General features: G+C 61.6%; 26 protein-coding genes and 2 pseudogenes. 11 read left to right on the forward strand and 17 right to left on the reverse strand.

The features are described from left to right. Window positions 1-12: 12 nt before the first annotated feature. Window positions 13-1,083, reverse strand: coding sequence for an ABC transporter substrate-binding protein (locus tag FHT70_RS07515; RefSeq protein WP_097599102.1), 1,071 nt, complete (start codon window positions 1,081-1,083; stop codon window positions 13-15). A 222-nt stretch (window positions 1,084-1,305) separates the two neighbouring features. On the opposite strand from FHT70_RS07515, the gene FHT70_RS07520 reads away from it, so the two are divergent. The 5 genes from FHT70_RS07520 (at window position 1,306) to FHT70_RS07540 (ending at window position 6,447) form a co-directional block, all read left to right on the forward strand. Then, complete coding sequence (locus FHT70_RS07520) at window positions 1,306-2,091, forward strand: IclR family transcriptional regulator (RefSeq protein ID WP_097599103.1); 786 nt, start codon at window positions 1,306-1,308, stop codon at window positions 2,089-2,091. Between the two features lie 337 nt (window positions 2,092-2,428). Then, window positions 2,429-3,781 carry an LLM class flavin-dependent oxidoreductase gene (locus tag FHT70_RS07525; RefSeq protein WP_085780730.1) on the forward strand — a complete coding sequence of 451 codons (1,353 nt, stop codon included), beginning with the start codon at window positions 2,429-2,431 and terminating at the stop codon, window positions 3,779-3,781. A 10-nt stretch (window positions 3,782-3,791) separates the two neighbouring features. After that, entirely contained in the window at window positions 3,792-4,643 is an 852-nt protein-coding gene (locus FHT70_RS07530; protein WP_097599104.1) for an ABC transporter permease, read from the forward strand. A 40-nt stretch (window positions 4,644-4,683) separates the two neighbouring features. Further along, window positions 4,684-5,667 carry an ABC transporter substrate-binding protein gene (locus tag FHT70_RS07535; RefSeq protein WP_085780728.1) on the forward strand — a complete coding sequence of 328 codons (984 nt, stop codon included), beginning with the start codon at window positions 4,684-4,686 and terminating at the stop codon, window positions 5,665-5,667. 9 nt (window positions 5,668-5,676) lie between these two features. After that, on the forward strand, window positions 5,677-6,447 hold the full coding sequence (locus FHT70_RS07540) for an ABC transporter ATP-binding protein (protein WP_183699976.1): 771 nt from the start codon (window positions 5,677-5,679) through the stop codon (window positions 6,445-6,447). A 73-nt stretch (window positions 6,448-6,520) separates the two neighbouring features. Here the strand turns inward: FHT70_RS07540 and FHT70_RS07545 are convergent, their stop codons facing one another. The 7 genes from FHT70_RS07545 to FHT70_RS07575 all read right to left on the reverse strand — a co-directional run bounded on the left by FHT70_RS07545 (window position 6,521) and on the right by FHT70_RS07575 (window position 11,424). Continuing rightward, on the reverse strand, window positions 6,521-6,943 hold the full coding sequence (locus tag FHT70_RS07545; protein WP_183699978.1) for a type II toxin-antitoxin system VapC family toxin: 423 nt from the start codon (window positions 6,941-6,943) through the stop codon (window positions 6,521-6,523). Next, window positions 6,940-7,206 (reverse strand): type II toxin-antitoxin system Phd/YefM family antitoxin, encoded by a 267-nt coding sequence (locus FHT70_RS07550; protein WP_085780725.1) that lies wholly within the window; start codon window positions 7,204-7,206, stop codon window positions 6,940-6,942. The genes FHT70_RS07545 and FHT70_RS07550 overlap by 4 nt, the downstream gene beginning before the upstream one ends. Before the next feature lie 194 nt (window positions 7,207-7,400). Further along, window positions 7,401-8,309, reverse strand: coding sequence for a homocysteine S-methyltransferase family protein (locus FHT70_RS07555; RefSeq protein WP_183699980.1), 909 nt, complete (start codon window positions 8,307-8,309; stop codon window positions 7,401-7,403). A gap of 72 nt (window positions 8,310-8,381) precedes the next feature. Continuing rightward, on the reverse strand, window positions 8,382-9,071 hold the full coding sequence (locus tag FHT70_RS07560; RefSeq protein WP_183699982.1) for an ABC transporter permease: 690 nt from the start codon (window positions 9,069-9,071) through the stop codon (window positions 8,382-8,384). A 12-nt stretch (window positions 9,072-9,083) separates the two neighbouring features. Then, the gene (locus FHT70_RS07565) at window positions 9,084-9,809 is read right to left on the reverse strand and encodes an ABC transporter permease subunit (RefSeq protein ID WP_183699984.1); all 726 of its coding nucleotides are present in this window, start codon (window positions 9,807-9,809) and stop codon (window positions 9,084-9,086) included. 12 nt (window positions 9,810-9,821) lie between these two features. After that, window positions 9,822-10,595: a transporter substrate-binding domain-containing protein gene (locus tag FHT70_RS07570; RefSeq protein ID WP_183699986.1), complete on the reverse strand. Its 774-nt coding sequence runs from the start codon at window positions 10,593-10,595 to the stop codon at window positions 9,822-9,824. 49 nt (window positions 10,596-10,644) lie between these two features. Next, a complete protein-coding gene (locus FHT70_RS07575) occupies window positions 10,645-11,424 on the reverse strand; it encodes an ATP-binding cassette domain-containing protein (RefSeq protein ID WP_183699988.1) in 780 nt (259 codons plus the stop codon). Window positions 11,425-11,586: 162 nt separating this feature from the next. On the opposite strand from FHT70_RS07575, the gene FHT70_RS07580 reads away from it, so the two are divergent. The 6 genes from FHT70_RS07580 (at window position 11,587) to mctP (ending at window position 16,098) form a co-directional block, all read left to right on the forward strand. Next, on the forward strand, window positions 11,587-12,051 hold the full coding sequence (locus FHT70_RS07580; RefSeq protein WP_088681802.1) for an Lrp/AsnC family transcriptional regulator: 465 nt from the start codon (window positions 11,587-11,589) through the stop codon (window positions 12,049-12,051). Between the two features lie 85 nt (window positions 12,052-12,136). Then, window positions 12,137-13,522, forward strand: a complete 1,386-nt coding sequence (locus FHT70_RS07585; RefSeq protein ID WP_183699990.1) for a cache domain-containing protein — start codon at window positions 12,137-12,139, stop codon at window positions 13,520-13,522. Continuing rightward, the gene (locus tag FHT70_RS07590) at window positions 13,519-14,190 is read left to right on the forward strand and encodes a response regulator transcription factor (protein WP_097599114.1); all 672 of its coding nucleotides are present in this window, start codon (window positions 13,519-13,521) and stop codon (window positions 14,188-14,190) included. Before FHT70_RS07585 ends, FHT70_RS07590 begins: the two co-directional genes overlap by 4 nt. 101 nt (window positions 14,191-14,291) lie before the next feature. Beyond that, window positions 14,292-14,423 carry a hypothetical protein gene (locus FHT70_RS30570; RefSeq protein ID WP_259668235.1) on the forward strand — a complete coding sequence of 44 codons (132 nt, stop codon included), beginning with the start codon at window positions 14,292-14,294 and terminating at the stop codon, window positions 14,421-14,423. Window positions 14,424-14,435: 12 nt separating this feature from the next. Next, window positions 14,436-14,633 carry a DUF3311 domain-containing protein gene (locus FHT70_RS07595; RefSeq protein ID WP_085780717.1) on the forward strand — a complete coding sequence of 66 codons (198 nt, stop codon included), beginning with the start codon at window positions 14,436-14,438 and terminating at the stop codon, window positions 14,631-14,633. After that, window positions 14,623-16,098: a sodium:solute symporter family monocarboxylate transporter gene (gene mctP, locus FHT70_RS07600; protein ID WP_183699992.1), complete on the forward strand. Its 1,476-nt coding sequence runs from the start codon at window positions 14,623-14,625 to the stop codon at window positions 16,096-16,098. Before FHT70_RS07595 ends, mctP begins: the two co-directional genes overlap by 11 nt. Window positions 16,099-16,176: 78 nt before the next feature. Here mctP and FHT70_RS07605 read toward each other — a convergent pair. The 9 genes and pseudogenes from FHT70_RS07605 to FHT70_RS07645 all read right to left on the reverse strand — a co-directional run. After that, window positions 16,177-17,625 (reverse strand): annotated as a pseudogene (locus FHT70_RS07605) (HAMP domain-containing methyl-accepting chemotaxis protein); the annotation flags it as partial. Beyond that, window positions 17,621-18,118 (reverse strand): annotated as a pseudogene (locus tag FHT70_RS07610) (LLM class flavin-dependent oxidoreductase); the annotation flags it as partial. The pseudogenes FHT70_RS07610 and FHT70_RS07605, both read right to left, overlap by 5 nt. A 310-nt stretch (window positions 18,119-18,428) precedes the next feature. Continuing rightward, a complete protein-coding gene (locus FHT70_RS07615) occupies window positions 18,429-18,767 on the reverse strand; it encodes a hypothetical protein (RefSeq protein ID WP_183699994.1) in 339 nt (112 codons plus the stop codon). 92 nt (window positions 18,768-18,859) lie between these two features. After that, window positions 18,860-19,957 (reverse strand): substrate-binding domain-containing protein, encoded by a 1,098-nt coding sequence (locus tag FHT70_RS07620; protein ID WP_183699996.1) that lies wholly within the window; start codon window positions 19,955-19,957, stop codon window positions 18,860-18,862. 50 nt (window positions 19,958-20,007) lie between these two features. Further along, a complete protein-coding gene (locus tag FHT70_RS07625) occupies window positions 20,008-21,048 on the reverse strand; it encodes an ABC transporter permease (protein ID WP_183699998.1) in 1,041 nt (346 codons plus the stop codon). Window positions 21,049-21,066: 18 nt separating this feature from the next. Beyond that, entirely contained in the window at window positions 21,067-22,563 is a 1,497-nt protein-coding gene (locus FHT70_RS07630) for a sugar ABC transporter ATP-binding protein (protein ID WP_183700000.1), read from the reverse strand. 97 nt (window positions 22,564-22,660) lie between these two features. Beyond that, complete coding sequence (locus FHT70_RS07635; protein ID WP_183700002.1) at window positions 22,661-23,554, reverse strand: NAD(P)-dependent oxidoreductase; 894 nt, start codon at window positions 23,552-23,554, stop codon at window positions 22,661-22,663. Further along, window positions 23,544-24,101, reverse strand: a complete 558-nt coding sequence (locus FHT70_RS07640) for a gluconokinase (RefSeq protein ID WP_183700004.1) — start codon at window positions 24,099-24,101, stop codon at window positions 23,544-23,546. Before FHT70_RS07640 ends, FHT70_RS07635 begins: the two co-directional genes overlap by 11 nt. A 13-nt stretch (window positions 24,102-24,114) precedes the next feature. Beyond that, a complete protein-coding gene (locus FHT70_RS07645) occupies window positions 24,115-24,879 on the reverse strand; it encodes an SDR family oxidoreductase (RefSeq protein ID WP_183700006.1) in 765 nt (254 codons plus the stop codon). Window positions 24,880-24,937 lie beyond the last annotated feature (58 nt).

The following is a 24,937-nucleotide window of genomic DNA, read 5'->3' on the forward strand; positions in this document are numbered from 1 at the left end:
TATCCTAAACGGTTACTTGGAAAGCAGCTTGTCGAAGAGTGCCTTGTCATAGTCCGAGTAGATATAACCGTCAGCCGGGAACTTGTCGGCGCGCGCGAGATAGCTGCCGATCGAGCTGTCATCGATGACAGGCAACGGCACCTTGACGAAGGCAGGGACATCCTTGCCCTGCAGCGCCTGGACCGCCGTATAGACGGAGAGCGCCCCGAGCCAGTTGGGCTGCATCGTCGCCCAGCCCTTCAATCCCTTCTCTTTCCAGAGCTCGAGGAACTGGCGGGCATTTTCGCCTGTCGTCGGCACCTGGTCGCGGCCCTGACGCTCGAAGGCGAGGACGGAGCCGGCCGATAGTGCGCCGCCAAGCGACAGGACGCCGTCGATTTCGGGATTGGCGAAAAGCAGGCTGGTCATCGCTTCCTGTGCCGGCGCGACGTTATATTCCGTGTTGGTCTCGGTGATCACCTTGATGCCGGGGTTGGCATCGAGCACCGGTTGGGCACCCTTGCGACGGTCATCGCTCACCGAAATGCCGGCAGGGCCGTTCATGACGATGATCTTGCCCTTGCCGCCGAGCTGGCTGACCATCCACTTGGCAGCCGTTGCACCCCATTCGTTGGAATCGGTGTTGATCTTTGCGGTGACCTTGTCAGTACTGACGAGGCTGTCGAAATTCACCACGGCAATACCCTTGTCGCAGGCGTCGGAGATGACGCGGTCGAGGGCGGTGGAGGAACCAGCGATCACCACGATGGCGTCGACATTGGCATCGATCATCGACTGAATATGCTGGATCTGCGTCTGGGCGTTGCCCTGCGCATCCGTAATCTTCAGGTCTTTGACCAGGCCTGCCTTCTTCAACTCATCCACTTCAGCCGTGATCGTGCCTTCGGTCTGTTTCATCCAGGTCGGCACCGAATAGATGTTGGCCCAACCGATCGTGTATGGCGCCTTCCTGTCACCTTTGATGCAATTGGCGGCGGCCGAGGCCGTGCCGGTTGAAAAGACGAGCAGGGTGGCAGCAGCGGCAGCGCCGGCGAGAAGGTGGCGGCGACGCGATGCGGAAATGCTGTTCTCAGAATTTTTCATGTCGATCCCCTTTTGTGTGGCAGCGTTAGCGCTTGCCATCTGTTCTCTGTCCAATATAATGTACATATGATCTAAATACCGGACGCGCCGATCTTATGCCGATTTTTATGCCTCGCAAGGGGGATGAAAAAAATTTTCGCAGGCTGGGAACAGCAGGATCGGTTGACAGATGCGGCAGAGGGTTTGAAAAGCTTGGCCGAACAGAAATTGGGATCGATAGCAATGGATGCAATTCAGGACGAAGCAATCGGCAAGCGTGCCCGAGGGCTCGACCGCGCCTTCGAAATCCTCGATTTCCTGCGCCAGAAGCGGCAGGCCTTGAAGCCGAATGAAATCGCAGCGCAGATCGGCGCGCCGCGCTCATCGGTTTACGAGCTCGTCAACCTGCTGCTGAGCAATGGCATTCTCGAATTCACAGGCGGCGAGGGGCGCGTCTATCTCGGCCGCAAGCTCTATTTCCTCGGCGCTGCCTATGAAAACCATTTCGATTTCACCCGCGAATGCGAGGCCGCGCTGGAACAGCTCGCTGACGAGACACGGGAAACGGCGCAGTTCTGCATGCTTGACGGGAACAAATATACGGTCGTGCGCATGCGCGAAGGTGCACGGCCATTCCGCATTTCGACGGATATCGGCCAGTCGGTGCCGATCCCGTGGACGGCCTCCGGACGTCTGCTCGTCGCGCATCTGTCGGATCAGGAAATCCTGAACTTCATTCCATCGCAGGATTTTCGTTTGCCGAACGGCGAATGGCTCGATCCGCAAAGCTTCATCATTGAGGTCCGCCAGGCCGAGCGAGAAGGTCTCTTCACGTTCAACAGCATCGTCGACAGCTTTACCCATTGTTTTGCCGTGCCGGTGCGGGGCGAGGAGGGTCACGCAGCCGCAACGCTCTGCCTCGTCACGCCGCGCGACGACGGCATCGCGAACCGCGACCGCTACCTCGATTGCCTGAAGAAGGCCGCCGCCGGCTTGGAGCATGCCCCGGCCCGGCCGAAACGAGGCTGAAACCCGGACGCGAACACGCTTTAATCGCCGGCGTGACTTCCTGCGGGAAGCCGCACCGCGCTGTGTGCTTCCTTAAATCATAGCACTCTGGCGCAGGTTCTCTGCCGCGTGCACGTCGAAGAGCCGCCGCAGGGCGAGCCTTGTGTTGTTGTGCACTTCGACATTGATTTCGAAATTCAGTCCAATCCCGCAAATCTATTCACCCTTCTCACGAAACTACGGAATGAAGTTTCTCTATTAAATTTATAGGGTAAGTATTCTGATGTCCTCAGCGCCAGATATTTCTGCCTTGCTCTTTGGCAAGACGGGCTGTCGCCGGTGAACGGAGAGGACGCAAATGACGCGGAAAATCAGGCTTGGGGCATTTCTTCCCGGCGGTGGACAGCATGTTGCATCGTGGCGGCATCCCGACCAGCCGGTCGACGGCGCGACCAGTTTCGAGTTTCACAAGCAGCTGGCGCTCACGGCGGAACGCGGCCTCTTCGATGCCTACTTCCTGGCCGATGGATTGGCCGTTGGCTTCGGTGGAGCGCGTGAAGGCGGCAACGCCCGCGTGGCCGGCTTCGAGCCCGTCACCTTGTTCTCCGCCCTTGCGCCTCTCACCACCCATCTCGGCTTCATCGCGACGTCCTCGACCACCTATGAGGAACCTTATACGACAGCCCGCAAGTTCGCTTCGCTCGATCTGATCTCGAACGGGCGCGCCGGTTGGAATGTCGTCACCACGACAGGCGACCTGACGGCGCAAAATTTCAACCGCGAAACCCAGCTTCCGCATGCCGAACGATATCGCCGCGCCGCCGAGCACGTCGACGTCGTCCGCAAACTTTGGGAGAGCTTCGAGGATGACGCGTTCATCCGCGACAAGGAGACCGGCGTCTTCTTCGATCCGGCGAAACTGCACGACACCGACCACCGTGGCGAGCATTTCAGCGTACGCGGCCCGCTCAACGTTTCGCGCTCGCCGCAGGGGCATCCCGTTATCGTGCAGGCCGGCCAATCGGAAGACGGCCGGGGACTCGCCGCCGCGACGGCTGAAGTCATCTTCACCGCCCATCAGCATATCGAAACCGCCCAGGAGTTCTATCGGGATATCAAGGCGCGCGCCCGCGGACTCGGCCGCAATCCCGATCATATCCTGGTCATGCCCGGCGTATCCGCCTTCGTCGGCAGGACCGAGGCGGAGGCACGCGAGAAGTATGATCGCCTGACCTCGCTCATCCTCGAAGAAGATGGAATCGGCCTCCTCAACGGCCTGACCGGCGGTACGCTCGACCTGCATGGCTATGATCTCGACGGGCCGCTGCCGCCTGCACCGCCGACGGAAGGCATGAAGAGCCGCCAGGCCCTCATCCGCCAGATCGCAGACGAAAACAACTTCACCATCCGCCAGCTCTATCAGTGGATCGCATCGGCCCGCGGCCACTACACCATCGTCGGCACGGCAGAGCAGATCGCCGATACGCTGCAGACATGGTTCGAGAACGAAGCGGCCGACGGCTTCAACATTTTGCCGCCCTGGCTGCCGACGGCGCTCGACGACTTTGTCGATCTCGTCATCCCGGAACTCCAGCGCCGCGGCCTGTTCCGCACTGCCTATGAAGGCAAGACGCTCCGGGAAAATCTCGGCTTACCTTTCCCGACAAACCGCTGGGCTGCCGGACGCACCGTCCTTGAGGCAGCGGAGTGAGGAGAAACCCATGGCCTACGAAATCAACCAGGCTCTTCCGAGAAGCTTCGGCCGCCTGAAAAGCAGCAAAAGCAATAGTTCCGCTCTGGCCTCCCATATACGCGGAGTGCTCGCGGCATTTCTGCCGCGCTACGGTCTGCTCATCAGCTTCCTCGTGCTCTGGCAGGTGTCGAGCACCAGGGGCTGGATCAATCCCGCTGTCTTCCCGCCCTTGAACGTAATCCTGTCGGCGCTGTGGACCAATCTTGCCAATGGCGCCTTGCTCGATGATATCGCCATCAGCCTGCAGCGATCCGGAACCGCCTTCGCCTTCGCCGTACTTGTCGGTATTCCGCTCGGTCTGTTCATGGGCCAGTTTCGCTTGGTCGAACAGGCGCTTGACCCAATCCTGCAGCTCTTCCGGCAGACCTCGGCGCTGGCGCTCTATCCGGTTTTCATCCTGCTGCTCGGGCTCGGTGAAACCTCCAAGATATTCGTGATCTTCTGGGCGACACTGTTTCCGGTGCTGCTCTCCACGATCGGCGGCGTCAAGGAAGTGGACAAGAAGCTCATAGAAATGGCTCGCACCTATGGCGCCGGACCGCTGACCGTCTTTCGCCGCGTCATTCTGCCAGCCTCCGTCCCGGCGATTTTCGTCGGCTTGCGACTTTCGGCGACGACGGCGCTTCTGCTGCTGATCGCTGCCGAGATGATCGGCGCCAATAAGGGCATCGGCTTTCAGGTGATGAACGCCCAGTACAATTTCCAGATCCCGCTGATGTTTGCGGCGATCCTGCTGCTCGCCTTTCTGGGGCTTGCCGCGAATGCCCTGCTCGTTCTCCTGCAGCGCCGTCTCTGCCGCTGGTCTCAGCCGAGCACGTAACCCGCTTCCCCCCGATTTTCCTCTTCCGAAAGGACATTCCATGACATTCCATCCCCGCAATCTTCTCCTGCCGGCTGTGATCGCTCTCGGTCTTGCCACGCCGGCCGCAGCCGCCGACACGGTGAAGCTGCGCTACCTCGCCAGCCAGGGCGGTCTTGCCGCCCATGAACTTGCCGAAGCGCTCGGCTATTTCAAAGACACCGGCATCACGTTTGAGAATGTCGGCTATGCCCAGGGCGGCCCTGCGTCTCTCATCGCTCTCGCATCCGGCGACGTCGAGATCGGCAGCGCCGCCACCTCCGCCGTCCTCAATTCGATCATCGGCGGCAATGATTTCGTCGCCGCCTATCCGTCGAACGGCATCAATGACGAGGTGCAGTCGACCTTCTACGTGCTGGAAGACAGCCCGATCAAAACGATCAAGGACATCGTCGGCAAGAGCATCGCGGTCAACACGCTCGGCGCGCATCTCGACTACACGATCCGCGAGGCATTGCATTCGGTCGGTCTGCCGAGCGACTCCGCCAACCAGGTCGTCGTTCCCGGGCCGCAGCTCGAGCAGGTACTGCGCTCCAAGCAGGTCGATATCGCCGCCTTCGGTTATTGGCAAACAACCTTCGAGGGTGCAGCGCTGAAGAACGGCGGCCTGCGCCCGGTTTTCGATGATACCGACGTGCTGGGAGACATTGCCGGCGGCTTCGTCGTCCTGCGCCGCGATTTCATCAAGCAACATCCGGAAGCCTCGAAAATCTTCGTCGAACAGTCGGCCCGCGCCCTCGACTATGCCCGCGAGCATCCCGAGGAAACCAAGAAGATCCTGGCCAAGGCGCTGGCCGAACGCGGCGAGAATCCTGATATTGCGCAGTATTTCCGCGGCTACGGCGTGCGCGCCGGCGGTCTCCCGGTCGAGCGCGACATCCAGTTCTGGATCGACGTGCTGGTTCGCGAAGGCAAGCTGAAGCAGGGCCAACTGGCGGCCAAGGACATCCTGTATACGGCCGATGCAAAACCGGCGAGCAATTGAGGATGCGTGATGAGCGTCGCTGAGGACATTCGCCGCGGGGAGGTGACGATCCGTCGCCTCTCCAAATCCTACAAGCTGAACGGCAAACCGCTGCAGGTTCTGAAGGATATCAATCTCCATATCCGCTCCGGCGAAAGCCTCGCCATCGTCGGCGCCAGCGGATCGGGCAAGACAACGCTGCTCAGGGTTCTGGCAGGTCTGGAGGAATCCGACGGCGGAGAGGTGCTGGTGGACGGCAAGGCGATACGAGGCGTCGGCGCCGAGCGCGCCGTCATCTTCCAAGAGCCGCGCCTTCTTCCCTGGCTCACCGTACTTGATAACGTGGCTTTCGGCCTGGAAACGAGAGGTCTGACGCGTGAAAAGGCGAGGGAGCGGGCGCGCCGCTATGTCAAGCTCGTCGGCCTGCAGCAGTTCGAGACCGCCTATCCCCGGCAACTGTCGGGAGGCATGGCGCAGCGCGTCGGCATCGCCCGGGCACTTGCCGTCCAGCCGGAGATATTGCTGCTCGATGAACCGCTCGGCGCGCTCGATGCGATGACAAAGATCGGCATGCAGCAGGAGCTCGCACGCATCTGGCGTGACGAGGACGTGACCACCATTCTTGTCACACATGATCTCGAGGAGGCGATCTATCTCGCCGATCGAATCCTGATCCTGCCGCGGGAAAGGGGAGGCGAGCCACGTCTGATCGACATCGATCTGCCGCGTCCGCGCGACCGCAGCGCGCCGGAATTCGTGCGTCATCGTGAAGAGCTGCTGAACCTGTTTGGATTGCATTGACGGATGCTTTGCGGGCGGCCCGTGCCGCCGGCTCTATCGCAACCTTTGCATCAGCCCACGGATCAGCAGCATTTCACCCGACCCATGGATCAACGAGCTCGATTCCCAAACCTTGGAAATCCCTGGTGTTGCGCGTCGCAAGGGTAAGATCGTGAGCAACCGCGGTCGCAGCGATCAGCCCATCCATCGATGACAAGCCACGGCCGCTCCGCTTTGCGTGGCCCATCAGATCTCCCCAAGCCAGGGCCACCGCTTCGTCCACCGGGATGATGCGCCGCTCGAAACGCTGCGGCAGATCGCGAGCAAGCCAATCGGCCAGCACGTCACGTTTTCGTCCCTTGCCCATGAGGGCGACACCGCGGCGGATTTCTGCGACCGACACGACGCTGATGAAGGAGCGATCCTCGTCAAGCCCATCCAGCCACCCCAGAACACCCGCATCTGGGTTCGGTTTCGTGACCTCGGACAGGACATTGGTGTCCAGCAGAAGTCTCACAGTTCGCTATCGCGTGGTTCGTCGCGTTCACGCTCGAGATCCAGATCGGCGCCACGCAGCGGTGACTCCATCAGAAATTCGGCCAGCGTCCCCTTGCGGGCGGTCTTGCGTTGCCATTCCTCCGCAGAGACAACGACGACGCTCGGCTTGCCGTTGCGTGTAATTGTCTGCGGCGCGGCTTGCGCGCGTTCGATCACCTCAGAAAGCTTCGCTTTCGCGCTGGCCACGGTCCAGCTTTCGTCGCCTTGCCGTGATGACTGCATGGCCCACCTCCTGACCAGAATGACTATTATGACTATATAAGCAGTGAATAGGAGAACGGCAAGCTTCGCAAAAGAAATGACAGACGCCCGTCGCCGAAGGCGGAATGAGCGACTTGCGCCATGGTCACATATCTCCAAACGATGAAGGTTTGAGCAGCGGCACGGCGACGGTTACTCGCGGCCAAGATATCACCTCAGCGCGAAAGCATCCCGTTGAGGCGATGAATATGAGCAGCGCCGATGCCGCAGCAGCCGCCGATGATCGTGGCACCCGCTTCGGCCCAGGAGCAGGCAAAGCGCGAATAGGCGTCGTCATTCAGGTCGTCACGTGTATCGTGCAGGCCCTCGTTGGCGGCTGCTTCGCCGGTTTCTCCTTCGAAGGCATTGGCATAGACCCCGATTTCGATCTGAGCATTCCTCTCCCGGAACACCCGTGCCGTCGTCTCGACCGCGCCCTGCATGACCTCAGGCTTGCTGCAATTGAACAGGAAAGCCGCCGCACCCGATGACACCGCCCAGGACGCGGCATCCTCGACGCTTTCGCCGGAACGGAGTTTCGGGGCGCCGCCCCTGATCGCCGCCTCGTCATCCGCCAACGTGAAGGAAATCCAGAACGGCTTGCCCGATGCCGCCACCGCTTTGCGAACGGCCTCGCCCTCGGCAATCAGGCTTAAAGTCTCACCGAGCCATAGGTCGACGAAGGGAGCGAGGTTTTCGACCAGCACCTCGAGATAGTCCTGCACCCGGGAAGGCTCAAAATTCTCAGGCTCGTAGGAGCCGAAGATCGGCGGCAGCGATCCGGCGACGAGCACCTTCCGGCCGGTCACGGCATCGGCAGCCTCGCGCGCCAGACGACCTGCAAGTCGCATCAGCGCCGGCCCCTCCTCTTGGAAGCGGTTTTCGCCGATATGGAAGGGCACGAGCGCATAGCTGTTCGTCGTGATGATTTCAGAGCCGGCGGCGATGAATTCCTGGTGCACCTTCCGCACGACCTCAGGCGAATTCATCAGCGCCAGCGCCGACCATTCCGGCTGCTTCAGTTCGGCGCCCAGCCGCAGAAGCTCGCGGCTCATGCCGCCGTCGAGAATTCGCGTTGTGCTCATGAGGTAGTCTCCATTCAGGCTGTCGCGCCATTACCGGCGCCGGGCTTTTCAAAACATAGGGCGAGCTTCCGCCTAGCGGCGAACCGGCACCTGCGCTTCGAGACTTCGAAAGACGCGGGCGATCACGGCAGTCAGGGCGAGATAGAAGAGAGTGACGACGATGAGCGGTTCGTAGACGAGCAGCGTGTCCTGACGAACCTTGTTGGCGACGGCATAGAGGTCCATCACCGTCACCGTAAAAGCGAGCGGCGTCGCCTTCAACTGCATGACAATCTCTCCGGCAATGGTCGGGAGGGCAATGCGAATGGCGCGCGGCAGCCAGATGCGGCGGGTGAGCTTCCAGGGCGACAGGCCAAAGGCGCGGCCGGCCTCGAGCTCGCCCTTGGGAACGGCAAGCAGCGCGCCGCGCAGCACTTCAGCCTCATAGGCCGCATAATTCAGCGTGAAGCTGACGGAAGCGAAGAAAAACCCCTCGCGCAGGATCGGCCAGAACAGGCTCTGGCGGATGCCGGGGATCATGGGCAGCAGCGAGCCGACCCCGTAATAGAGAAGCCAAAGCTGTATCAGCAGCGGCGTACCGCGGAAGAAGGTGCAGTAGCCGCGGGCGGCGAGTCGCGTCAGCCTGCCGCCGCTGACCTGCGCGAAAGCGAGACCGATGGCGATGACGAAGCCGAAGACCACGGAAATGACCAGCAGAGCTACCGTCTGCCAGGCGCCGGTCAGAAGAAGCGGCCAATAGGAGGAGATCCAGGTGAAACTCATGGCGCGCTTTCTTCAGGCCAGACGCGGCTGTCCCCGCCGCACCCGCCCTTCGATCAGTTTGAAGACGGCGTTGGAAGCGAGTGTGATGGCGAGATAGAGAAGAGCCGAGGCAAGAAAAAAGACGAAATAGTGTTTGGTGCTCGCCCCGGCGAGGCGGGTGGCGAGCGCCAGTTCCTGATAGCCGACGACCGCGACCAGCGCGCTGTCCTTGGTGACCGACATCCACAGATTGGCAAGGCCGGGCAGCGCATTCGGCAACAGCGCCGGCAAGAGGACGCGACGGAAGCGCAGCACCGGCCCCATGCCGAAAGCCTTGGCGGCCTCGATTTGGCCGACGGGAATGGCAAGGATCGCGCCACGCAGCACCTCGGTCATATAGGCGCCCTGCACGAAGCCGAGAACTGCGACGGCGGCGACGAAACCGTTCACCTCGACCGGCGGCAGATTGAATGCCGCCAGCAGCCGGTTGAGGCCATCGGTGCCGGCATAATAAAGTCCGACGATCAGGATCAGCTCGGGAACGGCGCGAATGACCGTCGTATAGAGATCGAGCACGAGGCGGAGCACAGGATTGCCTGAAAGCTTTCCAAGCGCACCGCCCGTGCCAAGCAGCAGGCCGACAGCGAAGGCGCAGGCGGAGATGGCGACCGTAGAGACCGCACCTGCCAGAAGAACGCCGCCCCATCCCGGAGGACAGGGGGAGAGCAGGTCCAGAATGCCTTGTTGCCCGGTCGCCATTTCTAGGAGAGCTTACTTCGCGCCGTAGATATCGAAATCGAAGTATTTCTTGGTGATTGCGTCGTATTGGCCGTTGGCGCGAACAGCAGCGATCGCCTTGTTCAACTTGGCTTTCAGCTCTGTATCTTCCTTGCGCAGGCCGCCTGAAACACCAGCGCCCAGGATCTCCTTGTCGTCGGCGACATCGCCCATATTGGCGCAGCAATCCTTGCCCGCATCGCTTTTCAGGAAAGCGTCGAGCGCGAGGGAATCACCGAAGACATAGTCGATGCGGCCGGAAGCGAGATCCTGGAAAGCTTCGTCGAGCGTCTGGTAGGTCTTTTCCTCGGCAGCGGCAGCAAAATACTTCTTGTAATATTCCGACTGGATCGTCGACACTTGAATACCGATGGTCTTGCCCTTCACATCCTCTGCCGTGGCACCCGGCTTCTGGTCCTTGGGGCCGATCAGCGTGCTCGGGGTGTTGTAATATTTGTCGGTGAAGTCGATCACCTTCGAACGTTCCGCGGTGTTCGACATCGACGACCAGATCACGTCGAACTTCTTGCTCTCAAGAGCCGGAATGAGGCCGTCCCAGGAGATCTCGACGATCGAGCACTTCTCCTTCATCTCTTCGCAGACGGCATTCATCAGGTCGATTTCCCATCCCTGCCACTGGCCCGAGGCATCCTTGGCAAAGAAGGGCGGGTAGGATTCGTTCATGACGCCAAAGCGGACTTCGGCCTGTGCCGCGACTGCGGAAAGCGCAATTGCGACGCCGGCGAAAAGCGTGGGGAGCAGTTTCATTCGCAGGATTCTCCTGGTTCGTGTTGTCGGTGATGGCTCGATGCAGTGATCAGTGGGCGCTAAGGCGGGTGAACTCCCGGCAGCGGGCGCTGACGGGGGCCCCGAAGACCTGCTCCGGCGGGCCTTCTTCCTCGATCCGCCCTTGGTGCAGGAAGAGGACGCGGCTCGAGACGTCGCGAGCGAAGCGCATTTCATGCGTGACGATCAGCATGGTCCGGCCTTCTTCCGCCAGATCGCGAATGACTTTCAGCACCTCGCCGACCAGCTCCGGATCGAGCGCCGATGTCGGCTCATCGAACAGCATGACGGCGGGATCGACGCAGAGCGCCCTTGCGATCGCCGCGCGCTGCTGCTGACCGCCGGAGAGAAAGGCGGGATAGGCGTCGCGCTTGTCGAAGAGCCCGACCTTGTGCAGCAGGGCTTCCGCCTTTTGGATCGCTTCGCGCCTGGAAACGCCCAGGACATGCACCGGCGCCTCGATGACGTTTTCCAGCACGGTCCGATGAGCCCAGAGATTGAAGCTCTGAAAGACCATGCCGAGCCCGGTTCGCAGCCGCTCGATCTGCCTCCAGCTCTGCGGCTGCAGCAGTCCGCCGCGGCCGCTCTTCAGAGCGACTTCCTCGCCGTTCACGGCGATGCGGCCACGATCCGGCGTTTCCAGAAAATTGATGCATCTGAGGAAGGTGCTCTTGCCAGAACCGGACGAGCCGATAATGGAGATGACGTCAGACTTATGGGCCTCAGCCCAAATACCCTTGAGAACCTGTTGCGAGCCGAAGCTTTTATGAAGATCTTCGACGCGAAGAGCAGAAATGGGCTGATCCGACATGCATGGGTCCGGCTGAACTGAGTTTGCGAAGGATAATGATAAAGTTGCGCGGTTTTTTCGCGCAATTTCTGCCTCTTCTGCATTTAATGTGCAAAATAATCTTTCTCATGCGGCAAATCAGGCAGAACGCATGAGCCGCGAAACGCCGAAATGGACTGGATAATGGAACAACTGGATCGTTTTGACCGTGACATCCTCGATATCGTTCAGCGCGACTGCCAGCTGAAGGCCGAAACGATCGCCGAGCGGGTAGGTTTGTCGGTCTCGGCCGTGCAGCGGCGGCTGAAGCGGCTGCGCGAGGAGGGCATCATCAAGGCGGAGGTCGCCGTCCTCGACCGGAAGGCGACGGGTACATCGATGGTGTTCATCGTCGGGATGGAGATCGAGCGGGACAATTACGACGCCTTGGCGAAGTTCCGCGTCTGGGCGGAAAAACAGGATCATATCCAGCAGGTCTATTACGTCACGGGCGCGGTCGATCTGATCGCGATCGTGACCGCCCGCGACGTCGAGCATTATGACGACATCGCCGCCCTGATCATGGCTGAGAATCCGCAGATCCGCCGCATGCATACGAATGTGGTGCTGCGGGACGTCAAGCTCGGCCTGTTCGTGCCCCTGGAATAGCCATCACCTCATACCGCCGGCAAGCTGCTGGACTCATGTCGGACAAAGGGCATAATTCCGGACGCAATTTCGGGAGGAACGAGCCTTGACTTTACGACACCAGATCATCGCATTGGCGATCGTTCCGCTCGTCATTTCGATCCTTGCAATCACCACCTTCATCACCTGGCAGTCGGCAAATCTCGCCAAGAACAGCATCGACACGTTTGAGCAGAACATGCTGAAGACCAAGGAAGGGGAAATCCTCAATCTGACCAATCTTGCCCTGTCCGCCATCCAGACGATCTACAACAAGGCCGGCCCCGACGACGAAGCCGCCAAGCAGCAGGTGGCTGGGATTCTGACCTCTCTCGACTATGGCAGGGATGGCTATTTCTTCGTCTACGACCATGACGGCAACAATATCGTCCATCCGCGCCAGAGTTTCCGGCATGGCCAGAATTGGCTGGACCTGACCGATCCTGACGGCGACAAGGTGATTGCCGAGCTGATCGCCACGGCAAAGGCGGGCGGCGGCCTGCATCAATATAAATGGCAGAAACCTTCCACGGGACAGATTGCCGACAAGCTCTCCTTCGTCGTCAGCCTCGACAAATGGCGCTGGGTGGTGGGCACCGGCGTCTATCTCGACGACGTCTTTGCCCAGAGCGCGGCCGCCAATGCCGTGATGCGCGCCAACATCAGGCGAACCTTCGTCATCGTCGCGCTGATTGCCGTGCCCTCGGTGCTCGTCGTCTTCACGACCTGCATGCTCCTGACCTTCCACGAGCGCCGCATGGCCGACAGCCGCCTCAAGGAACTGACGCAGCGGGTCATCGACACCCAGGAAGAGGAGCGCACGCGGCTGGCGCGCGAGCTGCATGACGGCATCTCGCAGACCCTTCTCGGCGTGCGCTATGCAATGGACCTGGCCGGCCGCAAGGTCAGGACCAATGTCGATGATGCAGCGCTGACCATCGAGCGCGGCGTCGAGGCGCTGAACGGCGCCATCAAGGAAATACGGCTGCTCTCGCACGATCTGCGCCCCCGCGTGCTCGACGATCTCGGCCTGACCGCGGCGCTCGAGGCTCTCTGTCATCACTTTGCCGAACGGACGGGGATCGAGACTGATATCGACGCCTCGGGCTTTAATGGCATGCTGAAGGCGGAAGCCAGCACCGCCCTCTACCGCGTCGCCCAAGAGGCCTTCAACAATGTCGAGCGGCACTCGGGCGCCTCGAAGCTTTCGGTCAAGCTGTGGAGCGACGGCGGCCGCGCCCGCATGATGATTTCAGACAACGGCACCGGCTTCGACGGCAGCAAGGACGGCGGATCCGGCGGATCGGGTCTCGGGCTGCGCAACATGCAGGAGCGCATGGCCCACTTCCGCGGGCTGTTGCTCATCAACAGCAGCGAGTCCGGCACGATGCTGACGGCGATGATGCCGAGATCGGCCAATCTGCCCGCCGGCAAGCAGGCGGAAGCCGCATGAATGAACGCGCGAAAATCAGAGTTCTCCTGGTCGACAACCATCCGCTGGTGCTGGACGGGTTGAAAGCGGTGTTGGAAACATTCGACCATATCGAAGTCGCCGGTACCGCCGGGCTCGCGCAAACGGGTCTCGACATCGCCCGGCAGATCCAGCCGCAGGTGGTGTTGATGGATATCAACATGCCGAAACTCAGCGGCATCGATGCGATCGAACTGTTCAGGAACGAGCTTCCCCAAGCCCGGGTCGTAATGCTCTCCATGCATGACAGCCGCGAATACATCTCCTCCTCGGTCATGCATGGCGCTGCCGGCTACGTGCTCAAAGATGTTTCGACGGACGAGATCGTTGCGGCCATCGAGACCGTGGCTGATGGGGGCACCTATTTCTCCTCGGGGGTCTTCGACGCGCTGATGGGCGAACGCGCAAACGAGGGCAGCGATCCCCTGACGCCTCGCGAGCGCGACATTCTCGGACTGATCGTTGCCGGCAGAAGCAACAGGGAGATTGCCGAAGCGCTCGGAATTACCTCCGCCACGGCGGAAACGCACCGCAAGAACCTCAAGAAGAAGCTCGGCATCGCCACCACGGCCGGCCTCATCCGTTACGCGCTCGATCACGGTATCGTCTCGAAAATCAGCGGAAATCCTCGCCTACCCACTTCTGGGTAGACGCCGGCATTTCCGCCCCGCGCCCATCTTGTGACGACAAAACCGACGCCATAGGACTCCATCCGCGGCTGGCCAAGTGTCAGTCGTTGGGAGGAATTCATATGCGTTACATCAGCTTTCGATCGGCTGGAAAGGTCGAGCGATCCGAACCGGGCTCGCCGCGGCCTGCGGCTGACAGACCCGCCTTCCACGCCGACAACTGGAACATGGCGACCGCCCCCCGCGGCGCCTGAAAGGTACCCGACATGGAAAGACCACATAGCAAGGCAGCGCTCTGGCTGCTTATCATCCCGTACATAGGGCTGCTCTGGCCGCCGTTCTACAATCTCCGGGAGCCGTCGCTTTTCGGCTTTCCCTTCTTCTACTGGTATCAGCTTCTCTGGGTACCGATCACAGCGACGCTGACCTGGATCGCCTATCGGAGTGTTCGCCATGACGACTGACATCAACGTCACGGCGCTTGCCGTCTTCATCTTCTTTTTCGCCCTCGTCACCGTCATGGGTTTCGTCGCCAGCCGCTGGCGCAAGCCCGAGACGCTGGCTCATATCGATGAATGGGGTCTCGGCGGACGCAACTTCGGTACCTGGATTACCTGGTTCCTCGTCGGCGGCGATTTCTATACCGCCTATACCGTGATCGCCGTCCCGGCGCTGGTCTACACCGTCGGCGCCTACGGATTCTTCGCGCTGCCCTATACGATCGTCGTCTACCCCTTCGTCTTCATGGTCATGCCGGTGCTGTGGAAACGTGCCAAGGATTTCGGCTATGTGACGGCCGCCGACGTCGTCCATGGTCAATATGGATCGCGCGGTCTCGAGCTTGCCGTCGCGGCGACCGGCGTCATCGCCACCATGCCTTACATCGCCCTGCAGCTCGTCGGCATGACGGCGGTCCTGAAGGCGCTCGGACTGCATGGCGAATTGCCGCTGGCGATCGCCTTCATCGTGCTGGCGCTCTATACCTATTCGGCGGGCCTGCGCGCGCCCGCCTTGATCGCCTTCGTCAAGGACATCATGATCTATATCGTGGTGATCGCCGCGGTCGCGCTGATCCCGTCGAAGCTCGGCGGCTACGCCAATGTCTTCGCCTCGGCCGATGCGGCCTTCGAGGCCAAGGGCTCCGGCAACCTGCTGCTGGGCGGCGATCAGTACGTCGCCTATGCCACGCTCGCTCTGGGCTCGGCGCTTGCGGCCTTCATGTATCCGCATACGCTGACAGGCATCTTTGCCTCCAACAGCGGCAAGACGATCCGCAAGAATGCGATCATGCTGCCGGCCTATACGCTGCTGCTCGGCCTTCTGGCGCTGCTCGGCTATATGGGCCATGCCGCCAACCTGAAGCTTGACAGTGCGAACGACGTCGTTCCCACGCTGTTCAAGACGCTGTTTTCGGGCTGGTTCTCCGGCTTCGCCTTTGCCGCGATCGCCATCGGCGCGCTGGTGCCGGCGGCGGTGATGAGCATTGGCGCGGCCAATCTCTTCACCCGCAACTTCTGGAAGGCCTATGTCGATCCCAAAGTCAGCGATGCGGGCGAGGCCAAGGTCGCCAAGGTGACATCGCTCGTCGTCAAGGTCGGCGCGCTGCTTGTCATCCTCTTCCTGCCGACGCAGTTCGCCCTCGACCTGCAACTGCTCGGCGGCATCTGGATCCTGCAGACGCTCCCGGCGCTGGTCTTCGGTCTCTACACCGGCTGGTTCCGTGCACCCGGCCTGCTTGCCGGCTGGTTCGTCGGCTTCTGCGGCGGCACCTTCCTGGTCTGGGATGCCGGCTGGAAGCCTCTGCATCTGATCAGCCTCGGCGGCGAACCCTTCACCGTCTATACCGGCCTGCTGGCGCTGGCGGCAAACATCGCGGTTGCAGTCGTGGTCAACGCCCTGCTTCCAGCCAGGGCCCCGGCTCGGGCGTAGGCACGAAAACGCGAAGGGCAGCAAACGCTGCCCTTCCTCATTGCAAATTATGGCAGGGGCGCAGGAGCGCTTCCGCGATCAGAATTCTTCCCAATCGCCCGCCAATGCCGTGTTCCCCTGGACCGCCGTGCCGCCCTGGAACGACTTGCCGATCTTCGCGATCATCTGCCGAGCGGGCGAGGCGACAGGTTGAGCGTGCTGCGCTGCTGCGGCGGGCGGCGTCATGCGCCTTGATGCCACCGCTGCGCCGATATTGAACTGGCTGAGCAACTGGAACAGCGCATCGGCTTCCTTGGCGAGGTTATGGGCGGCAGCTGTGGCTTCCTCCACCATGGCGGCGTTCTGCTGCGTGCCCTGATCCATCCTGTTGACAGCGGCGTTGATCTCTTTCAGCCCCGTCGCCTGTTCCTGCGAAGCGCCGACGATCGCGCCGACATTGCCGTCGACCTGCTGCACCTGCGCGGCAATCTCCTGCAAAGCCTTTCCGGTCTCGCCGACGAGGGCGACGCCGCTCTTCACATGGCCGTTCGAAGCGTTGATCAGTTCCTTGATCTCCTTTGCCGCCTTGGCGGAACGCTGCGCCAATTCGCGCACTTCCTGGGCGACGACGGCAAAGCCCTTGCCGGCTTCACCGGCGCGGGCGGCTTCGACGCCGGCATTCAGCGCCAGCAGGTTGGTCTGGAAGGCGATCTCGTCGATGACGCCGATGATGCTTCCGATCTCGGTGGCGGAGGATTCGATCTTGCCCATGGCGTCGACCGCATCGCGAACGACGCTGCCGGAGCGTTCCGCATTGTCCTTGGTCTTGCGGACGAGCTGCCCGGCTTCCTGAGCCCTGTGGCTGGAGTCGGCGACGGTGGTCGTGATTTCTTCCAGAGCAGCGGCGGTTTCCTCGACGGAAGCGGCCTGCTGTTCGGTCCGCTTGGCGAGATCGTCCGAGGCCGACCGGATCTCCTGTGCCCCGGCCGCGATGGCGCTGGCGTTCTGAGAGACCTTCTGCATGGCGGCGCGGAGCTTTTCGACCGCGGCATTGAAGTCGGCGCGGAGCTTTTCCAGGGACGGAATGAACGGGGTGTCGATCTGCTGCGTGAGGTCGCCGTCTGCCAGGGCCTGCAAGGCGTCGCCGAGCCGGCCGACAGCCTGGTCCGTTTGCTCCGCATGGGTGCGGCGTTCGTCGGCATCCTGCTCGAGGCGTTGCCGCTCCGCGACAGCCCGCTTGCTTTCCTCATCGGCTTGCCGTTCCGCCTTCGCCGAAATCGCGTCGCGCAAGCCGGCCACGGCGCGCGCGAGCTTGCCGATCTCGTCGCCGCGCGCTTCGAGGCGACGATCGCCGTCGAGATTGCCTTCCGCCATCGCTTTTAGCGAAAGCTGGAGTTTTGCCAGCGGATCGATAATCGTACGGGATGTGATGACGGCAGCGACCATAGAGAGAAGAGCCGCGATCCCCAGCGCCGTCAGCACGATCGGCTTGAACCCGCTTGCGGAACTGCGAACCGTACCGCCGATCGTTTTGTTCAACGCTTCGCGGCACCACGGTGGATTCGGTGACCCGGAAATGCTCGCCTGCCGAGGTGACGTTTTCTTCCGTCCATAACCTGCGGACCAGCCGCATGAACTCCCTCGTCCGGCTATAACGATGCGCCTGATCGCCTTCGCTGTCGCCATAGGCGGCCAGATCATCCTTGCCTGAGACGATGTTGATCCGCACGCGACCGCCCGTGAGGTGGTCGAGCGTCGCCGCTGCGGACGCGAAATTCGCCGGCCGCCAATAACCCGGACGGATCGCAATCAGCGGCTCGAAGGTGGTGGTGCGCGCGGCGAGCGAGGCGGCGACGGTGAACGTGTCGGGGCGGCCCCAGCCGGTGCCGATGAGCGCGCCCTTCCAGCCATGCTCCTCCAGCGCCCTCGCATGGCTGGTCAGCATATCGAGGCTGTTGTGATTGTCGACGGCGGAATCGCCGCGATGGCCGGGCCTGACGTCGTTTGGAATATACCAGAGAAATTCGGAATCATTGCTCATGCGATGCTGCGGATCCGCGCGGTTGGAAGAAGAAGGCCTCCTGAGGAATCATGCGGTTATCTGCCTCGCCGGGCGCCCATGCGGGGTAAGATGGAGCATTGCCCACTAAATCAGTAGACTATTTAATTTAATAATGGCGGCGCTGATGAAAAATTGTGCTAAGGGTCGGTGCCCGCGGGCTTGGCAGCGTCCCAATAGGAAAATCGCCTGGAACCCTTGTTCGCAGGCGCTTTAAGATTGTTCGATCCCTGTTCTCGATCTTACGGCCGGGCAGCGTCCGTCGCTCCAGCCGGCGGAAAATGCCCGGCGGTCAGGCAACGGCCGGCGGGTATTCGTTGGCCTGGAAGACGTGGTGATGCACCTTGCCGGTGAAGAGCTGCAGGAGTTCGCCGGTGACCTCGCGGCTCTCAAAGCGCACATCGGAGCGAAGCGCTGCGTTCACCGCATCCATATCGGGATAACGTATGGCGAGAGCCATGGTATAGACCGGAGCGCCTTCGTCGCGCTCCAAGCCATCAAGCACCCGGACTTCCTCGGCGCCTGGAAATTTCGTCCAGAGAGGGACGAGCCGCTGCCTGACAAAGGCACGGAATTCCTCTTCTCTGCCAGGATGGATTTCGCCTTCAAACAAAGCATAACGAATGATCATGGGTCCTCTTTTCCAAAACTCGCCGGAGCTGGATTGATGGCGTGGTGTCAACAGGGAAACGGGCGTATCGGTTGATACGCCCTCGGGAAGACTTATTTGCCCCAGATTTTCTTGTATTGATCGCGATAGCCGTTATCGGGATCGAAGCTGTTCTTCGGCCCGCCGTCGAATTCGACATTCGCGCTGGTCACCACGTGGAGCGGCGACACATAGCCCGACCACGGAGCACCCGCGAAGGCGCGATTCAGTTCGTCGACGAGCTGCCAGCCCTGGAGATTGAGCGGCTCGGCAACTGTGACGGCCTGATACTGTTTGGCGCGGATGCGCTGATAGGCGCTTTCCGAACCGTCACCGGCTGCGACATTCACCGGCTTCCCGTCGCCGGCAATGCCGGCCGAGGCGAGCGACGGTCCCATGAAGTCGTAATAGAGGTCGTTGATCGCCAGCGAATGCGTCCACTTGGCGCCGTACTTCTGCAGAAGCGACGTGGTCAGCTGCGGCATGCGCTGGGAGGTTTCGGCGATCGGCGTGTCGACATATTCGAGCACCGTGCCGCCGAGATCCTCGATCTCCTTCTTCATGCGGTCGGCCTTGGCGATCGCGATCGCATAGGTCGAGTCGGTGAAGATGATGACACCCGGCTTGCCGCCGGCATCGGCGAAGGCCCAATCGGCCGCGGACTTCGATACTTCCATCGCATCGGTGGTCACGTTGGCGAAGACGCCGACTTCGGGAACCGGGCCGACGGCCGAGGCGGCATGCCAGGAGACCATCGGAATGCCGGCAGCCTTTGCCGCTTCCATTGCCGGCTTCTGCTCGACGGCGTCAAAGCCGTTGATGATGATGCCATCGGGCTTCAGCGCCATGGCTTGGCCGAAGGCCGCCGTCCGGCCGCCGATCGAGCCGGCGCCGTCGAGCACTTTCACCGTCCAGCCGAGCGCGCTGGCCGCTTCCTGCACGCCATTGGCGACGCCGAGGATACCGCCGTTTTTCATATCGGCGGCAAGAATGACGATGTTCTTTCCGGTGGCGCCTTTGGGGCCGCTCGTCGGGCCATCCCATGCGCTCACCTTGGAGGCATATTTCTCGACCACGGCTTTGGCGTCGGCCATGGAATCGGCCAGTGCCGGCATGCTCAGCATAACGGTGACGGTTGCGACCGTTGCCTGCAATAAGGTCCTGCGCTTCATGTTCACTCCTCCATTTTGTTTGTTATGAAATGCCGGCCGGGCCGGCATCCTCATTTGGATGCGGGTGTGATCCTCCTCACAGCTCCGCGCTTGCGCTGGGCGTAGCCTGCGATGCCGATGGCGATCAGCAGGGTCACGCCGTTGAACAGCGGTTCGACGAAGAACGATCCGCCGAATTGCTGAATTCCAGATATCCCCACCGCCAGGATGATGACGCCGATCAAGGTGCCCCAGACGTTCACCCGTCCGGGCTTGATCGTCGTCGATCCAAGGAAAGCGCCGACAAGGGCCGGCAGCAGGTATTCGAGGCCGACGCTCGCCTGGCCGATGCGCAGCTTCGAGGCCAGCAGGACCCCGGTCAGGGCCGCCAGCAGACCTGACGTGACGAATGCGCCCATCACGAATTTGCGGACGGGAATGCCGTTGAGGGCCGCGGCCTTGGGATTGGCGCCGATGGCATAGAGATAGCGGCCGATCGGCAGGTATTCGAGCACGATCCACATGCAGATCGCGATCAGCAGCACGTAGAAGCCGGTGATTGGCAGGCCGAACAGCATGGTGCCGTTCAGCGCGTAGAAACCTTCAGGCAGGACCCCGACCACCTGCCGGCCGCCGGTGTGCCAAAGGGCAAGCGCATAAAGAACCGTACCGGTGCCGAGGGTGGCGATGAAGCTATCGATCTTGGCGACCTCGACGAGCAGACCGTTGATGAAGCCGGTGAGGACGCCAAGCGCGAGAACGATGAGGACGGCGACCGGCCAGGGAAGGCCGTAGACCGTCTGCAGGCTGATTGCGAGAATATGCCAGAGCACGATGCCGTAGCCGACCGTCAGGTCGATGCGGCCCGACGCCATCGGGATCATCGCGGCGAGCGACAGGAGCGCAATGATCGCCTTGTCGGAGACGATCGAACGAACATTCAGGACCGTCGGAAACGTATCCGGCAGCATGATCGAAAAGAGCAGGATCAGGCCGACTGTCAGGATCACCAGACCATAAACCGGAATCAGGCGCCCAATCTTCTGTCCGGCGGACAAGCCGGCCATTTCGCTCTTGGTCGGCTCCAGCGCGGTGGATTCAATGGATTGCATGGCTGTTCTCCCGATGGCTCAAGCAGCTTCCGATGCGGATGCGGCCGTGATGACCGCCTCCGTCGTCAGGGCGCTTCCAGTCAGTTCGCTGACGATTTTGCCGCGCGAGAAAACCAGCGCGCGGTGGCAGATATGGGCGATTTCCTCGAAATCCGTCGAAACAACGACGACTGCGAGACCAGCTTCCAGCGCCTGCGTGATCAGGCGGTAGATTTCCGCACGCGCGCCGATGTCGACTCCGGCGGTCGGATCTTCGGCGATCAGCAGCTTCCGGCCGGTCGCCAGCCAGCGGCCGACGACGACCTTCTGCTGGTTGCCGCCCGACAGAGCTTCCACCGGCAGATCCGGATCGTTCGGCCTGAGGCCGACGGACTGGCCGATCGCATGGGCAAGGTCGGCTTCGCCGCGCGGAGACAGGAAGGAAAAAAGCCCGCGTCCGACTGCGCCGGGGTTGATATAAGTATTTTCCCGAATGGACAGCGAGAGCGCGACGGATTCCTCCGTCCGGTCGCGGGCGATCAATCCGATGCCCGACGCCATTGCGCTCAGCGGGCTCGAAAGGTCCGGAGTTTGGTCATGCAGCAGGATCGTGCCGCCGAAAGGCTCGCAGCCGAACAGCGCCCGGCCGATGCGTTCCTGACCGGCGCCGCGCAGGCCGGCGAGGCCCAGAAGTTCGCCCTGTCTTATATCGAACGATATCGGGCTCGTGCCGGCGCAGACGAGATCGCGCACCTTGACGATCGCCTTGCCGGGCTTGATCTCGGTCTTCGAAAAGAGACCGTCGCCGCTGCGGCCGATGATCATCGTCACCAGTTCGTCGGGAGTGGTCTCGCTGACCGGCTTCTGCCCGACCATGCATCCGTCGCGCAGGACGGCGACGCGATCGGCGATGCGGAAAATCTCGTCCAGCCTGTGGGAGACATAGATCATGCCGACGCCGCGCTCCTTCAGGGGACGGATCGCGTTGAACAGCCGATCGACTTCGTCGGCGGGCAAGCTCGCCGTCGGCTCGTCAAGCACCAGAACGTCGGCTTCGACGGCAAGCGCGCGGGCAATGGCGACGAGGGATTTTTCGGTGCGCGACAGAGCCGAGACCCGCGTCGTCGGATCGAAATCGCAGCCGACCAACTTCAAGGCCTCTTTCGCGCGCGCCTGCGTCCTGTTCCAGTCGATCAGACCCCGGCGCATCGAGAAGCCCTGCGACAGGCCCATATTCTCGCCGACCGTCATCCACTCGATCAAGCCGAGATCCTGATGGATAAAAGCCACCGGCTGCCGCTCGTTCGGCTTCGGCGGGCGATGATGGTAGCTCTGCCCGCGAAACAGGATGTCGCCGTTATCGGGCTTGTAGATGCCGGCCAGGGTCTTGATCAGCGTCGATTTCCCGGCGCCGTTTTCGCCGAGCAGCGCCAGGATCTCGCCGTTGCGCAGGTCGATCGAGACGTCACGCAGCGCCTGCGTGCCGCCGAAGCTTTTGGTGATCGATTGGAACTCCAGCAGTCTCTTGGCTTCCACTGTGGCTCCTCCCAAAGCTGCAGCTGTCGTTATGTTATCGATAACATCGCCCGATTAGTCAAGCGGAAAGTGACAATCTCCCCGGCCTGAAATGAGGTCAGTCGGCGGCAAATCCGTCGAGCAGGCGCATCATCTCGGCAGAGTCCTTCGGCCCAAGGCCGGCAGCGCAAAGCAGGCGATGAATCTCCACCACCGCGCCCGTCATCGGCAGCGGCGTTTTTGTCCTCAGTGCAAAGGCCTGAAGTGAGTCCAAATCCTTCAGCATGTTGTCGATCCTGCCTGTCGGCGAGAAATCCCGGGCGGCGAATTTCGCCATGAATTCCTGCAATATCCGGCTGTCCGCCCTGCCGCCGGCAAGGGCGGCCGGAATGGCGGAGGGATCGACACCGCCGGCTTCCGCCAGCTTGACGGCTTCAGCGACCGACTGGAACAGCACGGCGCAGAACAGCTGGTTGATCAGCTTGGTGGTCTGGCCGGCGCCGGATGCGCCCATAAGCGTATAATTGGCAGCAAGATGCCGCATCACCACGCGCGCCCGCTCGAAATCCTCGAGGCTTCCACCGGCCATGATGGTGAGCTTGCCACCGAGCGCACCGGGCACGCCGCCCGAAAGCGGGCAATCCACCCATGCCATGCCCGTTTCCCGCCGCAGCCGCTTCGCCATGTCGGCGGTCTCGGCCGGGTCGATCGAGGACATATCGATCAGCAGCTTGTCGGCGCTTGCCGCCGCCGCAACCCCCTTCTCGCCGAAGACGACGGCGCGGACGATATTTGCGTGATTGAGGCTGAGGACGCAGAATTCCGACCGCGAGACCGCATCCTCCACCGAAGCGGCCGCGTGGGCGCCCTTGGCTGCCAACGCCGCGACCTTTTCAGTATCGAGATCGAAAACCGATACTTTGTGGCCGGTTTCGATCAATCGCGTGGCGATCGCCGCTCCCATGATGCCCGCGCCGATGACGGCGACATCTGCTCTGTGGTCATCCCGCATGATAATCTCCTCCCTTGACGGCCACGCCTCGCAGCCCCTCACAAGCCAGCGCCACCATATCATCCAAAGCCATATCGATCGCCACCGTCACGACACCGGGCTCCCCGATCGGCGGGTCCAGCGTCTGCAGCTGGCTGTCGAGCAGCGACGCGGGCATGAAATGGTCCTGACGGGCCTGCATCCGCGACAACAGCAGGTCACGCGACCCCTCCAGGAAAATGAAGGCCAGGCGCCCGTCTGCCGCCTGCCGCAGCCTATCCCGATAACTTCTCTTCAGCGCCGAACAGGAAATCACCAATCCCTGCGACGCCTTTTGCGCCGCCCTTAATTCCTCACCGATCCGGTCGAGCCACGGCAGGCGATCTTCATCGGTGAGCGGTATGCCCTTCGCCATTTTCTCGACATTGCGCGGGGGATGGAGCTGGTCACCTTCCACAAACAACATGCCGTTGCGACCGGCGAGGCGCTCGCCAACCGAAGATTTGCCGCAACCGCTGACGCCCATGATAACCACGGCAAAGGGCAGTGCCTCTTTCTCAACGTCCATCGTCTCGCCTCCCTTAGAGGCAGGTCGTGATGCCGCCGTCGACATAAAGCGTGTGGCCGTTGATGAAGGACGAACCGCGCCCCGAAAGGAAGACGGCGGCACCTACCAGTTCCTCGACATTGCCCCAGCGTCCGGCCGGCGTCCGCTTTTCGAGCCAGGACGAGAATTCCGGATTATCGACGAGCGCCTGGTTGAGCGGCGTTTTGAAATAGCCCGGCGCAATCGCGTTGATCTGCAGGCCGTGCTTGGCCCAGTCGGCGCACATACCGCGGGTCAGATTCCGCACCGCGCCCTTGGTCGCCGTATAGGGAGCAATGCCCGGACGGGCGAGCTCGCTCTGAACCGAGGCGATGTTGATGATCTTGCCATGCCCACGGGCGATCATGGCTTTGGCGGCCGCCTGGCCGACGTAAAACACGCTGGAAATATTGGTGGTCAGCAGCAATTCCCATTTGTCCGCCGGGAAATCTTCCAGCGGCGTGCGGAACTGCATGCCGGCATTGTTGATCAGGATGTCGAGCGGACCGATATCGGCTTCGATCGCGGCGATACCCTGCGCAGCAGCGTCCTTTCTGGTGACGTCGAAGATCGCCGCATGGGCAGAAAGACCTTGAGCCTTGAGGCTTTCGACTGCGCGTTTGACGCTTTCGGGCGTGCGGCCGTTGATGACGACCTCGGCGCCATGCTGCGCCAGGCCCTCGGCCAGCGCATAACCGATCCCTTGGCTTGAGCCGGTGATCAGGGCAAGCTGCCCGGTCAGATCAAACAGGTTCTTCATGCAAATCACTCCTCCGGTGTCGCGGCGAATGACGGCTTATACCGCCACTTGCGGTGAA

The organism is Rhizobium sp. BK049 (assembly GCF_014193135.1).
In the GTDB taxonomy this organism is placed as follows: Bacteria; Pseudomonadota; Alphaproteobacteria; order Rhizobiales; family Rhizobiaceae; genus Rhizobium.